The sequence below is a fragment of the Immundisolibacter cernigliae genome, assembly GCF_001697225.1.
GTDB classification, from domain to species: Bacteria; Pseudomonadota; Gammaproteobacteria; order Immundisolibacterales; family Immundisolibacteraceae; genus Immundisolibacter; species Immundisolibacter cernigliae.
In genome coordinates, this window is sequence record NZ_CP014671.1 from 2638659 (window position 1) to 2654093 (window position 15435).

The window sequence follows — 15435 nt, forward strand, 5'->3', positions numbered from 1 at the left end:
GGTGTGCAATGGTGCAGGTCGGTTACGTTGGACTGGGCAGCATGGGGCTGCCGATGGCTCTCAATCTGCGCAAGGCCGGGTTCGGGCTGCAGGTGGTCAGCCGCAGCCGCGGGCCGATCGAGCGGGCCCTGGCCGCCGGTGCAACCGAGGCGGCCGGTTATGCGGCGCTGGCCGCGGCGGTGGATGCCGTGTGTACCTGTTTGCCGATGCCGGCCGACGTCGAGCGCGTGTACCTCGAACCCGACGGCCTGGTGGCGGCGGCCCGGCCGGGCACGCTGCTGATCGACCACAGCACGGTCGGACCGGACACCTGTCGCAGGATCGATACCGCTGCCCGCGCCCGCGGCGTGCATTTTCTCGATGCGCCGGTGTCGGGCGGCCCGGCCGGCGCGCAGGCCGGCACGCTCGGCATCATGGTCGGCGGCGAACGGCCAGTGTTCGAGCAGGCGCGCCCGGTGCTGGATGCCATGGGCAAGACGGTCGTCTACATGGGCGCCACCGGCAGCGGGGCCGTGGCCAAGCTGATCAACAACCTGCTGGTCGGCGTGCATCAGCGGGCGCTGATCGAGATGCTGCTGGTGGGCCAGAAAGCCGGCGTGGACCTGGACGCGCTGTATCAGGTGCTGATGGGCAGCAGCGGGCGTAGCGCGATTCTGGAAATGATGTACCCGCGCCTGAAGGCGCGCGACCTGGAACCGAAGTTCCGTACCGAGCTGCTGCACAAGGATCTGCGCCTGGCGCTCGAAATGGCCGCCGCATGCGGCGTGCGCAGCGCGACCGGCGAGACGGCGTTCGCGGCCATCAATGCCGCCATGGCAGCCGGTTATGCCGATCGCGACACCCTGGCCATGCTGCTGCCGCTGGAACGGGATGCCGGCGTGCAGCTGTTCGGCGCTTCGCCTTGAGCGGCGGTCACGTGTCGTCCGTCTGCCCGGCCTCTGGTGCCGGTTTGTCCCCCGCCAGGGCGCCCGTTGCAACGCTTCCCTAACGCTTATTCAGTTTATATTCGGGTTCTTCGGCCCAGGTTAAGGAGAACCGCGATGAACGCCATCAACGAGCTGCCCCAGTCCCGTCTGCAGGACGAAATCAATCGGGTCTTCGCGTTGCAGCAGGCGCGCAAGATCGAGCTGCGCCAGACCACCGCCGAGCAGCGGCTGGAAAAACTGCGCCGCCTGCGCGCGGCGGTGATCGCGCACAAGGCGGACATCGTGGCGGCGGCCCACGCCGATATGCGCAAGCAGCCGGTCGAAGCGCTGCTGGGCGAGATCATGCCGGTCACGCAGGGCATCGACCTGGCGCTCAAGCACCTGAAGCGCTGGATGCGTCCGCAGCGCGTAAAGACGCCGATCAACATGCTCGGCACGCGCGGCGAAATCCGTTACGAGCCCAAGGGCGCGGCGCTGATCATCGCGCCGTGGAACGTGCCGGTGTTTCTGAGCTTCGTGCCGCTGACCGGCGCCATCGCCGCCGGCTGCACGGCCATCATCAAGCCGTCCGAGATGACTCCGGCGCTGGGCGCGGTGATTCGCAACATCGTCGCCGAAACCTTCGACGAGGCCGAAGTGGCGGTGTTCGAGGGCGGGCCGGAAGTGGCGACGGCGCTGCTGACGATGCCGTTCGATCACATTTTCTATACCGGCGGTCCGGAAATCGGCAAGGTCGTCATGCGCGCCGCGGCTGAGCACCTGACGTCGGTCACGCTGGAGCTGGGCGGCAAGTCGCCGGTGATCGTGGACGAGAGCGCCGACATCGAGGCCGCTGCCGAGCGCCTGGTGTGGGGCAAGCTGCTCAACGGTGGCCAGATCTGCGTGGCGCCCGACTACGTGCTGGTGCACGAGTCGCGCAAGGAAGAGCTGCTCGGTGCGCTCGGTCGGCAGCTGAAAACGCACGCCACCGGCGAGGCCGGCAGGGCGCCGGACCTGACGCGCATCGTGAACGGGCGCCACCACGCCCGCGTGCAGGGTCTGCTGGACGACGCCCTGGCGCGCGGCGCGCGGGTGGTGGCCGGTGGCCAGTCCGATGCGGCGGACAATTTCATCGCCCCCACGGTGCTGGCCGACGTGGCGCTCGACTCGCGGCTGATGCAGGAGGAGATCTTCGGCCCGCTGCTGCCGGTGCTCGGCTATCAGGATCTGAACCGCGCGCTGGAGCTGATCAACGCCAAGCCCAAGCCGCTGGCGCTGTATGCCTTCAGCCGCATCAAGGACAACGTCGAGCGCATCCTGCGCGGCACCTCGGCCGGCGGCACCACCATCAACCACGTGATGCTGCATGGCCTGCACCCGAACCTGCCGTTCGGCGGCGTGAACAACAGCGGCATCGGCAAGTCGGGCGGGTTCTATGGCTTTCAGGCGTTCTCGAACGAGCGCGCGGTGCTGCGCCAGGTCAGCGGCATCAGCTTCACGCGCTGGGTCATGCCGCCGTATTCGGCGCGTCTGTCCCGAATCATGGACCGCTTCGTGAAGTGAGTTTTCGATAATTCCAGGCAGGAGAAATCGACATGGACGTCGCGCTTGAGCAAGGCAAGGTTCGACTCAGTCCGCTGACCAAGGTCGGCGCCCTTCCAGTCAGCCTGACCGCGCTGCTGCCGTTTGTGGGCTACGCATTGGGCGGCGGGATGTGGCACTGGCTGACCATCGTTCTGCTGTTTGGCGTCGGGCCGTTCCTGGATCGCTGGCTGGGCGAGGACAATGCCAACGTGCCGGCGCACCTGGAGCGCCAGTATGAGCAAAGCCTGTATTACCGCCTGACGCTGTGGGCGTACCTGCCGGTACAGATCGCGCTGGTGCTGTTCAGCTATCACCTGATCATCAATACCGACATGGCGCTGTACGCGCAGATCGGGCTGGCGCTGTCGATGGCGGTCGGCGTCGGTTTTGGCGCCACGCTGGCGCACGAGCTGTGTCATCACCCGAGCCGCCTGGACCGCTTCATCGGCGTGCAGGTGCTGTGCCTGTGCGGCATGGCCAATTTTCTCGTCTATCACAACTACGGGCACCACAACGTGGTGGCGACGCCTGAAGATCCGGGCTCGGCGCGCTACGGGGAGTCGTTCTGGCAGTTCACGGTGCGCAACATCTCGCGCAAGTTCGTGATGTCCTGGCAGATCGAGGCGCAGCGCCTGCGCCGTCTGGGCAGCGGCTGGCTGTCGCCGCGCAACCTGATGATCTGGCTGACCCTGAACGAACTGGCCTGGGTAGTGGGTCTGACCTGGTACTTCGGGCCGCTGGCGCTGGCGCTGTTTGCTTTGCAATACGCCGCGCCGCGCTTTTTGCTGTCGGTGGGCGACTACCTGGAGCACTACGGCCTGTCGCGGCGCAAGCTGCCCAATGGCGAGTACGAGCCGCCGCGGGCGATTCACTCCTGGGATGACAGCTACATGCTGAGCAACTTCCTGTTCACGGCGGTGGACCGCCACGCCGACCATCACGAGAACTCCGGCCGGCCGTTCCAGATCCTGCGCGTGCGACCCGAGGCGCCGCGCCTGCCGTACGGCTACCTGACCATGATCTTCGCCGCCTTCGTGCCGCCGGTCTGGCGGCGGCTGGTGCACCCGGTGCTCGAGGCTTTCTACGACAAGGGCGAGGTGGTGCCGCACGCGCTGCCCGGCGCGTTGCCGGAACGTTTCGTGGCCGGGGCCCATATCCACTGAGCCCGGGAGAAGTCCACGGGGTATGGGAGCACCCCACCCCGTGGACGGTTGAAGCGGCTTTTCGGCCTGGCGTCAGAACCCCTGACCGTACGCGCGCACACCAGCCAGGAAGTTCAGCACCGCCCGGTTGAAGTCGCCCGGGTTCTCGATCGCCACGTAATGGCCGCAATCAGGCAGCAGCATGGCGTGGCAGTCCGGGTAGTCGGCCTTCCAGTGGGCGATCATCTCGGTCGGATGCGGGTCCTGCACGCCCATCAGCACGAAGGTCGGGATGCGGTGCGCCTTGAGCGCGTCGGTGATGGCCTGCTTGGCGGCCGGGCGCATGAGCGGGAAGTTGAGGAAGGTCAGCGGCGAGGTGTCGGCGTACATCTGCCGGAAGCGCTCCAGAATGGCCGGGCTCGCCATCAGCCGATCGCCCCAGAAGGTGCGCGTCTGCTTGCGCGCCTCGAACACGGCCAGCATGCCCTCGCTGCGCGCCACCGCGTGCAGGCGCTCGAAGCCGGCGCGCATTTGCGGCGTCATGCTGTCGAACAGGCCGCTTCCTTCGGGCGTGGCCAACAGGTCGCAGCTCACCGCGATGAGACTCTGCACGCGCTCGGGGTGCCGCGCCATGAAGGTGCTGGCCGTGCTCACGCCCCAATACGCCTGCCCCAGCACGTGGCAGCGTTCCACGCCCAGGTGATCCAGCAGCGAGGCCAAGTCGGCCGCGGTGTTCTCGTAGGTGTAGAAGTCCGGCGCTTCATCCTGCGTGCTGACCTTGGACGACTGGCCGTGCCCGCGCAGGTCGAAGCGGATGGTCCGAAAATGCTTGCCGAACACGGGCGCGTTGTCGTCGTAGGCGCTCATGTTGGCGATCACGTTGTGCACCAGCACCAGGGTTTCCGGCCCGTCGCCGTTGACCTGGTAGTTGATGTCGATGCCGTTCAGGCGGGCGATGGGCATGGGGCTCCTCCGTTGATTGGTGTTGTCGCGCCGGGCGATGGTAGCAGCGCGGCGGCAGCTTTTTTTGGGCGCATGAGGCCGGCGCGGTACCATGCGCGCCCTTTATGCGCCACCTGTCCGCCGCCCGACCATGATCGACATCAGCACCCAGCGAAACACCTTGAAAGAACTGGCGGCGCGGGTGGCCACGCTACGGGGGTATCTTTGACCTCGATACCAAGCAAGAGCGCCTGACCGAGGTCCTGCGCGAGCTCGAAGACCCCAAGGTCTGGGAAAACGCCGACCGCGCCCAGGAACTGAACCGCGAGCGGGCGCGGCTGGAAGAAGTCGTCGGCGGCATCGGTGAACTGACGCGCGGCATCGCCGACAGCCTGGAGCTGGCCGAGCTGATCGAGCTGGAGGATGACGAGTCCGCCGCGGCTGCGCTGACGACGGACGTCGAGCGTCTCGAAGCCCATGTGCAGCGCCTGGAGTTCCAGCGCATGTTTTCCGGCGAGGCCGACGCCAACAACGCCTATCTGGACATCCAGGCCGGCTCCGGCGGTACCGAGGCGCAGGACTGGGCGCAGATGCTGCTGCGCATGTACCTGCGCTGGTGTGAACGCAAAGGCTTCGAGGTCGAGATCACGGAAGAATCCGACGGCGAGGTGGCCGGCATCAAGTCCGCCACCGTGCACGTGCGCGGCCCGTATGCCTACGGCTACCTGCGCACCGAAACCGGCGTTCACCGCCTGGTGCGCAAGTCCCCGTTCGACTCCGGCAACCGCCGCCACACCTCGTTCGCCTCCGTCTATGCCTATCCGGAAGTGGACGAGAACATCGAGGTCGACATCAACCCGGCCGACCTGCGTGTGGACACCTACCGTGCCTCCGGCGCCGGCGGCCAGCACGTGAACCGCACCGAGTCGGCCATCCGCATCACCCACGTGCCGACCGGCGTGGTGGTGGCCTGCCAAGCCGACCGCTCGCAGCACAAGAACCGCGCCACCGCCATGGCGCAGCTGCGCGCCAAGCTGTACGAGCGCGAGCTGAACGCCCGCCGCGCCCAGGCGCAGGCCACCGAGGACGCCAAGTCCGACATCTCCTGGGGTCACCAGATTCGCTCCTACGTGCTGGACCAGTCGCGCATCAAGGACCTGCGCACCGACGTCGAGACCGGCAACACGCAGGCGGTGCTCGACGGCGACCTGGACCCGTTCATCGAAGCCAGCCTCAAGAGCGGCCTGTAAGCCATGCACCACGAAGACGACAACGAGCAGATCGGCATTCGCCGGGGCAAGCTGGCCGACTGGCGCCACGCCGGACAGGCTTACCCCAACGACTTTCGCCGCGACGCGTTGGCCGGCGACCTGCTGAGCGTGCACGCCGATGCGACCGCCGAGACGCTGGAAGCGCAGCCGGTGGCGGTGCGCATCGCCGGGCGCATCATGACCCGCCGCCTGATGGGCAAGGCGTCCTTCGTGCACCTGCAGGACCAGTCCGGCCGCATGCAGGTGTACGTGCAGCGCGACGTGCTGGGCGAGGACGCCTACGAGGATTTCAAGCGCCTGGACCTGGGCGACATCATCGGCGTGACCGGCACGCTGTTTCGCACCCGCACCGGCGAGCTCACCGTGCGCGCCGAGTCGGTGCGCCTGCTGACCAAATCGCTGCGTCCGCTGCCGGACAAGTGGCACGGCCTGCAGGATGCCGAGCGCCGCCACCGCCAGCGCTATCTGGACCTGATCGTCAACGACGAGGCGCGGCGCACCTTCGCCATCCGCTCGGCGCTGGTGACGGGCCTGCGCGAGTGGTTCGTCGCGGACGGGTTTCTGGAAGTCGAAACCCCGCTCATGCAGCCGATGCCCGGCGGCGCCGTGGCGCGGCCGTTCGTGACTCACCACAACGCGCTCGACATGACCCTGTACCTGCGCATCGCGCCGGAGCTGTACCTGAAGCGGCTGGTGGTGGGCGGCTTCGAGAAGGTGTTCGAGCTGGGCCGCAATTTCCGCAACGAAGGCCTGTCCACGCGCCACAACCCCGAGTTCACCATGCTCGAGTTCTATCAGGCCTACGCGGACTACCGCGACCTGATGGACCTGACCGAGCGCCTGCTGCGGGATCTGGCCAGGCGCGTGCTCGGCAGTACAGAACTGAGCTATCAGGGCCAGCCCATCGACTTCGGCCAGCCCTTCGCCCGCTACACGCTGGCCGAGGCCATCAGCGCCTATCTGCCGCGTGCCACGCCGGCACTGCTGGCCGATCTTGACGCCGCCCGCGCCCTGGCGCTGGAACTTGGCCTGGTGGTCAAGGACGACGACGGGCTGGCGCAGGTGCAGCTCGAACTGTTCGAGAAAGTGGTCGAGGAACAGCTCATCCAGCCGACCTTCGTCACCGACTTCCCGGTCGAGGTCTCGCCGCTGGCCCGCCGCCGCGCCGACAACCCGGCGCTGACCGAGCGCTTCGAGCTGTTCATCGCCGGGCGCGAGCTGGCCAATGGCTTCTCCGAGCTGAACGACCCGGAGGATCAGGCGGCGCGCTTCCTGGAGCAGGCCGCCCGCAAGGCCGCCGGCGACGAGGAAGCCATGTACTTCGACGCCGACTACGTGGAAGCGCTCGAATACGGCCTGCCGCCGACCGCCGGCGAGGGCATCGGCGTCGACCGGCTGGCCATGCTGTTCGCGGACGTCACCTCCATCCGCGAGGTGATCCTGTTCCCGCACCTGCGCCCGGAGCGCTGAAGCCGCGGCGCCGCTACGGCGCGCCGCGCGATCCTCGCCGCCGCCCGCCGCAAGCGGCGGACGTCACTGCGCGTGCAGGTGCTCGTCCGCCGCTGCGCCGTCTTCTTCGTGCCCGTGGTGATGGTAGGCCCACATCTGGTGGGCGTCGACCCGCACCCGGGCGACGGCACGGTGGGCGGCGATACGGGCGGCGATTTCTGCGCGCCGGGCGCCCTGGGCGGTGCGCTCGGCGGCCAGCAGGCTGAACAGGTCGGTCTCGCCCAGTTGATAGCCGCGCCGGGCGCGCGCGGCGTGGGTGTCGGCGGCCTCGGCGGCGCGGCGCGCCGCCTGCCAAGCGGCCAGGCTGCCTTGCAGGCGGGCGGTGACGGCGCGGGAACCGGCCACGATCTGCCGGCGCACGGCGTCGAGCTCGGCGCCGGCGGCGCCGGCATCGGCGGCCAGTGCACGCGCCTCGGCCGCCCGGTAGCGGCCGCCGATGGGGATGTTGAAGGTCAGGCCGACGGCGGTCTCGTCGCCGCCGCGTTCGGACAGGGTGCGGATGCCGAGCGCCGGATCCGGCCGGCGGTCGCGCTCGCCGCGCTGGGCGCGCTTCATGGACTGCTGGTAGCGAGCCTCGGCGATGCCGATCTCGTGGCTGCGGGCGACGATCTGGGCGGCCAGCGCGGCGGCGTCCATGGCCGGCGGTTCGGGATCAGGTATGGGCGGCGGCGCGGCCGGCAGCGGCAGGGTGGGGTAGCGCGCGCCGAGCGCGGCGCTGCTTTCGGCGGCGGTGGTGCGCGCCTCGGCCAGCGCCGCCTCGGCGCCGGCCAGCGCGGATTCGGCAAGGTCGAGGTCGATGCGGGCGGCGTCGCCGCGCGCCAGGCGCTTGTCGATCGCCGCGCGCTCCTCGGCCAGGCGGTCGCGGGCGGTTGTGGCCGCCGCCACGGCGCTGGCCGCATCCAGCCAGCCGAACCAGCCGTCGAGCAGTTCGAGCGCCGCACCGTGGAAGGCGTCAGCGATGCCGAGCTCGGCCGTTTCGTTGCCGAGCGCGCCCAGTTCGCGGTCCAGTGCCGCCTTGCCGGGCAGGCGCAGGCGCCGACTGATGCCGGCCTCCCACTCGTCGTAGTCGCCCTCGCGGCGCACGTCGCGGCGCTGGCCGACGGCGTCGAGCTCGAACTCGTAGGGGCCGGCGTCGAGCGCCTCGCCGCGTGCCCGGGCCGCCTCGCGCGCCGCCAGCGCCGCCTGCACGGCGGGGGTTTCGGACAGCACCTGGTGGGCGGTGTCAGGGTCCGGCAGCAGCGGCACCGGTTCGGCGGCGCCTGCCTGGGCCGCACTGACGGCCAGCGCCGCAGCCAGTGTCAGCACCGCTGCCATGCGCGTTTGTTTCATGAAAAGTCTCCGAAGGCGGCCACCGGCGCCCGCCACCAGACCAGGTCGCGGCTGTGGATGCGCTCGCGCAGCGCGCCGATCAGTGTCGTGAGTTCACCCACTGGCGCCACCAGCCACAGCACCCGACGCCCGACCTGGCCGCGTACCCGCTCGCGGCTGCTGGCGGCGGCGAAGTCGCGGCCGTGCCCGGTGGCGTGCAGCAGGGTATAGGGCTGCTCCGGTGCGATGGCGCCGAGCGCATCCAGCACCGGGCCTTCGAGCTCGTCCGGGAACACCAGGGTCAGTTGCTGCAGGTCGGGGTTCATGGGCGCGCCTCCGCGGCGCTGAAACGCCGGTACAGGATGGGGAGCAGCAGCAGGGTCAGGGCGGTCGAGGTGATGAGCCCGCCCAGCACCACGATCGCCAGCGGGCGCTGGATCTCCGAGCCGGGCCCGGTCTGCAGCAGCAGCGGCACCAGGCCCAGGGCGGCGATGCCGGCGGTCATCAGCACCGGGCGCAGGCGCCGGCGGGCGCCGTCGTAGACCACCTGCTCGATCGGCAGGCCGGCGGCGCGCAGCTGGTTGAAGTGCGTCAGCAGCACCAGGCCGTTGAGCACCGCGATGCCGAGCAGGGCGATGAAGCCCACCGAGGCCGGCACCGACAGGTACTCGCCGGACGCCCACAGGGCGATCGCCCCGCCGATCAGCGCGAACGGGATGTTGGAGAGGATCAGCACCGCCTGGCGCACCGAGCCGAGGGTGGCGAACAGCACGAAGAAGATCAGCCCCAGCGCCACCGGCACCACCAGCCCCAGGCGCGCGGCGGCGCGCTGCTGATTTTCGAACTGACCGCCCCATACCAGCCGGTAACCGGGCGGCAGGGGCACCGCTTCGGCGACGCGCGCCCGGGCGTCGTCCACATAGCCCACCAGGTCGCGGCCGGCGACGTTGGCCTGCACCACGGCGAAGCGCTCGCCGTCCTCGCGGTCCACCTTGATCGGGCCGGCCATGCGCTCGATGCGGGCCAGATCGGCCAGGCGCGCGCTGCCGCCGTCGGGCAGGGCGATGCGTGTCTCGGCCAGGGCGTCGGCGTCGCGGCGCAGGCGCGGCTCGCCGCGCACCATCAGCGGGATGCGCTTGTTGCCTTCCAGCACGGTGCCGGCGCGCAGGCCGTCCACCTGGGCGCGCAGCTCGCGCTGCAGGGCCTGGGCATCGAGGCCGGCGCGGCCGACGGCCAGGCGGTCGAGCCGCAGTTGCAGGTACTGCACGCCGTCGTTGTGCACGGTGAACACCTCGCTGGCGCCGGGGGTTTGTTCCAGCACCGCGGCGATGCGCCCGGCCAGGCGGTCGAGCTCGGCCAGGTCCGGGCCGAAGATCTTCACCGCCAGATCGCCGCGCGAGCCGGTGAGCATCTCCGCCACGCGCATCTCGATCGGCTGGGTGAAGGTGAACTCGATGCCCGGAAAGCGCGCCAGCACCGCGCGCAGGCGCGCGGCCAGCCAGTCCTTGTCCGGCACCCGCCAGTCCTGCTTGGGCGCCAGCACCAGGAAGCTGTCGGTGTCGTTCAGGCTCATCGGATCGAGGCCGAGGTCGTCCGAGCCCAGGCGCGCCACGATGCTCTTCACCTCCGGCACCTCGGCCAGGATGGCGCGCTGCACGGCCTGGTCGAGGGCGAGGCTGGCCTGTATGTCGATCGACGGCAGCTTGGTGAGCTGCACCAGGATGGCGCCCTCGTCCAGGGTCGGCATGAAGCTCTTGCCGGTGCGCAGGTAGGCGCCGCTGGCCAGCAGCAGGCCGACCACGGCCACCGCGATCACCGGCGCCGGGCGGCGCAGGCAGGCCGCCAGCAGGCGCGCGTAGGCCGGGCCGAGCAGGCGCATGACCCAGGGCTCGCGGTGCGGCCCGGCGCGCAGCACCAGCGAGGCGAGCACCGGGATGAAGGTGAGTCCAGCCAGCAGCGAGGCGCCGAGCGCGAACACGATGCTCAGCGCCACCGGCGCGAACAGCTTGCCCTCGAGCCCTTCCAGCGTCAGCAGCGGCAGGAACACCAGCGCGATGATGAAGACCCCGGTGGCCACCGGCTGCGCCACCTCGGTGACCGCGCGGTAGATCACGTGCAGCCGCGGCAGGCGCTGCGCCTCGTCGCCGGTCAGGCGCTCGACCGCGTTCTCGACCACCACCACGGCGGCGTCGACCAGGATGCCGATGGCGATGGCCAGTCCGCCCAGGCTCATCAGGTTGGCGCTCATGCCGGTCAGGCGCATCAGCAGGAAGGTGCCGAGCGCGGCCAGCGGCAGCGTGGTGGCCACCACCAGTGCCGCGCGCAGCTCGCCCAGGAACAGCAGCAGCAGCACCACCACCAGCACCGAGGCTTCGATCAGCGCCCGGCTGACGGTGCCCACGGCGCGGGCGATCAGCTCGCTGCGGTCGTAGAACACGTTCAGGGTCACGCCGGGCGGCAGGCTCGGTTGCAGCGCGTCGAGCTTGGTGCGCACGCCGGCCACCACCGCGCCGGCGTTGGCGCCGCGCAGACCGACCACGATCGCCTCCACCGCCTCGCCGCGGCCGTCCTTGCTCACCGCGCCGAGCGGCGCGAGTTCGCCAAAGCGCACCTGCGCCAGATCGGCCACGCGCAGCACCCGGCCGTCGCGCCGCGCCACCACCACGCCGGCCACGGCGTCGAGCCCGTCATAGGCGCCGGTGGCGCGCACCACCAGCGCCTCCTCACCGTCGTGCAGGCGGCCGGCGCCGTCGTTCTGGTTGTTGACCTCGAGGGCGGCGGCCAGCTCGGCCAGTGTCACCCCGGCGGCGGCCAGCGCGGCGCGATCCGGTACCACCTCGTAGGTGCGCACGCGGCCGCCGAGCGCGTTGACGTCGGCCACACCGGGTACGGTGCGCAGCGCCGGGCGGATGGTCCAGTCGAGCAGATCGCGCTTGTCGACCAGGCTCAGATCACCCTCGATGGTGAACATGAACAGGTCCGACAGCGGTGTGGCGATCGGCGCCAGCCCGCCTTCGACGCCCGCCGGCAGGGCGTCGCGCACACCGGCGTAGCGCTCGGCCACCTGCTGGCGCGCCCAGTAGATGTCGGTGCCGTCCTCGAACACCAGCGTCAGATCGGCGATCGCGTACTTGGCCAGGGCCCGCAGCTGCACCTGCCGCGGCAGGCCGAGCAGTTCCATCTCCAGCGGCACCAGGATGCGCTGCTCGACCTCCTGCGGGGTCATGCCCGGCGCCTTCAGGATCAGCTTGACCTGGGTCGGCGAGATGTCCGGGAAGGCGTCGATCGGCAGCTGCCGCCAGGCGGTGATGCCGGCGCCCACGCCGAGCGCGGTGACCAGCAGCACCACCAGGCGCTGGGCGAGGGCGAATTCCACCAGGCGCGACAGCATCTCAGGGCTCCTGCCGGGCCAGTACCTTCAGCGCCGCCACGCCGCGGGCCACCACCCTGGCGTCGGCCGGCAGCCCCAGCACCACGGCGTACTCGCCATCGCGGCCGAGGACCTCCACCGGCTGCGGCCGAAAGCCGCCGTCCACCGCCAGGAACACCAGGGTCTGATCGCCGTCGCGGCCGAGCGCAGCGGCCGGCACCCGCCGGGCGGCCGCCGGCGGGGTGTCGAGAATCTCGATCTCCAGGGTCTGGCCGGCGGCCAGTCCGGCCGCCGGCAGCTCGGCGCGCAGCAGCGCGGCGCGGCTGGCCGGATCGAGCACGGTGCCCACGGCGATCACCCGGCCGGCGGGCTCGCCGCCGGGCAGGCGCACCGCCTGCCCGGCGCGCACACGCCCGACCAGGGTCGGCGGCAGCTGCGCCTCGGCCCACAGGCGATCGCCGCTCAGCAGCAGCGCGGCGCTGTGGCCAGCGGCGACTGGCTCGCCCAGGCGCAACTCGCCCTCGTGCACCACCCCGGCGGCTGGCGCCAGCAGCCGGTAGACGGCCGGCTGGCCGTCTACCGCGGCGGTGGCAGCGAGCAGGTCGCGGCCGGCGCCGAACTCGGCCTGCGCGGCCGCCAGCGCCGCCTGACTCTGCTGTGCCTGGCGTGCCGGCACGATGCCCTCGCGCAGCAGCGCGGTATCGCGTGCCGCCTGCTGGCGGGCCTGTTCCAGTCGCGCCTGCCGGTCGCGCTGGGCAGCGTGGGCGGCCAGATACTCGGCGCTGTGCAGTTCCACCAGCGCCTGGCCGGCCGCCACCGCCTCGCCTTCCTGCGCCAGCCGGCGCGTCACCACGCCGCCGAAGGGCACCACCACCGCGCGGGCGCCGCTGCCCGGCAGCACCAGCGTGGCCGGCAGGCGCGCGGCCATCAGCACCGTCGCCGGCGCGGCCGGCTGGGTTTCGACGCCGAGTGCGGCGGCCTGCTCGGGGCTGACGGCGATGTCGGCGGCCAGCAGCGGACGAATGAGGCCGAACAGGACGGCCAGGGCGAGGGCGAGAGGGCGCATCGCAGCTTCCGGTGACGGGACTGGCGCGCAGTGTCCGACCCCAGACTTTGGAAACGCTTAAAACGGGCGGTGGCTTTCAGCCCTGCGCCGGATCGGCCGGGACGGGCGCAAAGCCGCCGAGCGACACCCGCAGGCGGCCGCCATCGAGCGTGAAGGACAGTTGCAGTCCGAGCGCGGTAGCCAACGCCCGGGCGAGCGCGAGGCCGAGGCCGGAATGGGCCCCGTTGCCACCCTCGTGGCGGTGAAAGAAGCGCTCCGCGAGGCGGCCCAGATCGGCCGGTTCGAGCAGCGGCGCGGCGTTTTCCAGCCACAGCGCGGGGGGATCACAGGCGCACTGCACCCGCAGGCAGTCGCCGGGCGGGGCGTGCTGCACGGCGTTGTCGAACAGGATGGCGAGCAGGCGCTCGAGCAGCGCCGCATCGGTCAGCACCCAGCAGGGCTCGACCCGAAGTTGCCAGTCGAGGCCGTGGTCGGTGGCCGGCATCCGGCAGCGCTCGGCCTGTGCCGCCAGCAGCGCGGCCAGATCGACCGGCTCCGGCTGCGGCTGTTCGCTGCCTGCCTCGACGCGGGCCAGATACAGCAGGCCGTTGACGATTTTGGTCATCTCGGCGAGCGCTGCGTCGAGCTGGGCGAGATGTGCGCCCGCAATACCCGGCTGGCGCCGGGCCAGTTCGGCCAGCAGCCGCGCCTCGGCCAGCGGCGTGCGCAGTTCGTGGGCGAGATCACGCGAGAAGCGCCGCTCGCGTTCGAGCGCGGCCAGCAGGCGCTCCAGCGTGGCCGCGAGCTTGCCGGCGACGGGCGCCAGTTCGCTCGGCAGGTCGTCGCCTGGCGGCGGCTGGCCGCCGCCGTCGAGTGGCAGTTCCGCCACCGCGCGGCCGAAGGCATCGAGCGGGGCGAGCGCGCGGCGGATCGACCAGGCGGTGAGCACCAGGACCAGCAGCAGGGTGCCGCCGGTGCCGGTGACCAGGATGCGGTGCAGACGCCGCTCGAGCGCATCCAGCGCCTCGCGCTCTTCGGCGACCACGACCAGCAGCGCGCCGCGCGGGTCATCGGACGGCAGCGGCACCACCCGGGCCAGGGCGCGGCCGCGGTGGCCGTCCGGCAGCCGAAGGTCGTAGTAGGCGCCGTCCCTGCTCGGTTGCGCCGGGCGCGCCAGATCGCGCCCATGGCTGGAGGCCGAGCGCGCCAGCACGGCGCCGTGGCCGTCCCAGACCTGATAGAAATCAGTGTGCCCGTGGCCGCCAAACTGCGGCAGCAGGGCCTCGATGGGCAGTTGCCGGCCGGCGCCGGGGGCGCCCAGGTAGGCGGTCAGCGCCTGAGCCCGGGCCGCCAGGCCGACGTCGAAGCGCCGGTACAGCTCGGCGTCGACCAGATAGTCGATGACCGCGAACAGACCGCCCATGGTCAGCGCCACGGTCAGGCCCAGGCGCAACCCCAGGGTGCTGCGCAACGAAGGCCGCCAGCCGCGTCGGTACTCAGCCCAGGACATAGCCGAAACCGCGGCGGTTTTCGATCTGCCCATCCCAGCCGGCGGCGGCGAGCTTGCCGCGCAGGCCGCTCATCAGCACCTCGATCACCTTGTCGGAGGCGCGGGCATCGGCGTCATACAGGCGCTCGAACAGCATGGCCCGCGACAGCACCCGGCCGCGGCCGTGCAGCAGGACTTCGAGCAGCGCGTACTCGCGCGGCGACAGGTTCAGCGGCCGTCCCGCGCAGCGGGCGACACGCCGGGCGCTGTCGAGTTCGAGATTGCCGGCCGCCAGCTGCGCCGTGGTCGCGCCGTGGTAGCGCCGGCCCAGTGCCCGCAGGCGGGCGATCAGCTCATCCAGCGCGAAGGGCTTGACCAGGTAGTCATCGGCACCGGCGTCCAGCGCCGCCACGCGGTCGGTGAGCTGGTCGCGGGCCGACAGCACCAGCACCCGGGTCGGCACTCGCCGGGCGCGCAGATGCGCCAGCACCGCCATGCCGTCGACCTTTGGCAGGCCCAGATCGAGCACCGTGAGCGGGTAGTCGTAGCCGTCCAGAAAGGCCAGGGCAGCAGCACCGTCGGCGGCGGCATCGACCGCGAAACCGGCGCTGGCGAGGCCCATCTGCAGGCCCTCGCGCAGGCGCTGGGAATCTTCCACCAGCAGCAGGCGCATGGCTCAGCCGGCCGCCGCGGCGCCCGGCGTGGGCGGTCTACGAGTGGTCATGGCAGGCATTATGGCGCCTGGCATGTCGGGGCCGGCGCCGCTGGTGTTCCTGCGGCGTCGCCCGGTGCGCGGCGCGATCGACGGTGCCGCGCCGGCCGATTGACGCGGTGCGCGACAAGTCTCGCGGTTGCCCGCCGGCGGCAGGC

Annotated in this window: 12 protein-coding genes; 5 read left to right on the top strand and 7 right to left on the bottom strand. The window is 71.1% G+C overall.

Annotation, left to right across the window (positions count from 1 at the left end):
- Positions 1–8 precede the first annotated feature (8 nt).
- The 3 genes from PG2T_RS12585 to PG2T_RS12595 all read left to right on the top strand — a co-directional run bounded on the left by PG2T_RS12585 (position 9) and on the right by PG2T_RS12595 (position 3652).
- A complete protein-coding gene (locus tag PG2T_RS12585) occupies positions 9–905 on the top strand; it encodes an NAD(P)-dependent oxidoreductase (protein WP_068806107.1) in 897 nt (298 codons plus the stop codon).
- A 135-nt stretch (positions 906–1040) separates the two neighbouring features.
- On the top strand, positions 1041–2468 hold the full coding sequence (locus PG2T_RS12590; RefSeq protein WP_068806110.1) for an aldehyde dehydrogenase family protein: 1428 nt from the start codon (positions 1041–1043) through the stop codon (positions 2466–2468).
- A 32-nt stretch (positions 2469–2500) separates the two neighbouring features.
- Positions 2501–3652 (top strand): alkane 1-monooxygenase, encoded by a 1152-nt coding sequence (locus PG2T_RS12595; RefSeq protein ID WP_068806113.1) that lies wholly within the window; start codon positions 2501–2503, stop codon positions 3650–3652.
- A 72-nt stretch (positions 3653–3724) separates the two neighbouring features.
- Here the strand turns inward: PG2T_RS12595 and PG2T_RS12600 are convergent, their stop codons facing one another.
- Positions 3725–4594, bottom strand: a complete 870-nt coding sequence (locus PG2T_RS12600) for an alpha/beta fold hydrolase (RefSeq protein WP_068806116.1) — start codon at positions 4592–4594, stop codon at positions 3725–3727.
- Between the two features lie 130 nt (positions 4595–4724).
- Here PG2T_RS12600 and prfB point away from each other — a divergent pair.
- Both prfB and lysS read left to right on the top strand, forming a co-directional pair.
- A protein-coding gene (gene prfB, locus PG2T_RS12610) for a peptide chain release factor 2 (RefSeq protein WP_145931089.1) occupies positions 4725–5823 on the top strand; the annotation gives its coding sequence in 2 pieces (ribosomal slippage) (positions 4725–4799 and positions 4801–5823; 1098 coding nt in all).
- A 3-nt stretch (positions 5824–5826) separates the two neighbouring features.
- On the top strand, positions 5827–7314 hold the full coding sequence (lysS, locus tag PG2T_RS12615) for a lysine--tRNA ligase (RefSeq protein WP_068806125.1): 1488 nt from the start codon (positions 5827–5829) through the stop codon (positions 7312–7314).
- 63 nt (positions 7315–7377) lie between these two features.
- Here the strand turns inward: lysS and PG2T_RS12620 are convergent, their stop codons facing one another.
- The 6 genes from PG2T_RS12620 to PG2T_RS12645 all read right to left on the bottom strand — a co-directional run bounded on the left by PG2T_RS12620 (position 7378) and on the right by PG2T_RS12645 (position 15238).
- A complete protein-coding gene (locus PG2T_RS12620) occupies positions 7378–8682 on the bottom strand; it encodes a TolC family protein (protein WP_068806128.1) in 1305 nt (434 codons plus the stop codon).
- Complete coding sequence (locus PG2T_RS12625; RefSeq protein ID WP_068806131.1) at positions 8679–8987, bottom strand: DUF3240 family protein; 309 nt, start codon at positions 8985–8987, stop codon at positions 8679–8681. Before PG2T_RS12625 ends, PG2T_RS12620 begins: the two co-directional genes overlap by 4 nt.
- Entirely contained in the window at positions 8984–12052 is a 3069-nt protein-coding gene (locus PG2T_RS12630) for an efflux RND transporter permease subunit (RefSeq protein WP_068806134.1), read from the bottom strand. Before PG2T_RS12630 ends, PG2T_RS12625 begins: the two co-directional genes overlap by 4 nt.
- Before the next feature lies 1 nt (position 12053).
- On the bottom strand, positions 12054–13097 hold the full coding sequence (locus tag PG2T_RS12635; RefSeq protein WP_068806137.1) for an efflux RND transporter periplasmic adaptor subunit: 1044 nt from the start codon (positions 13095–13097) through the stop codon (positions 12054–12056).
- Positions 13098–13173: 76 nt separating this feature from the next.
- Complete coding sequence (locus PG2T_RS12640; RefSeq protein ID WP_158513198.1) at positions 13174–14547, bottom strand: histidine kinase dimerization/phospho-acceptor domain-containing protein; 1374 nt, start codon at positions 14545–14547, stop codon at positions 13174–13176.
- A 25-nt stretch (positions 14548–14572) separates the two neighbouring features.
- Positions 14573–15238, bottom strand: coding sequence for a response regulator (locus PG2T_RS12645; protein WP_068806143.1), 666 nt, complete (start codon positions 15236–15238; stop codon positions 14573–14575).
- Positions 15239–15435: the final 197 nt, after the last annotated feature.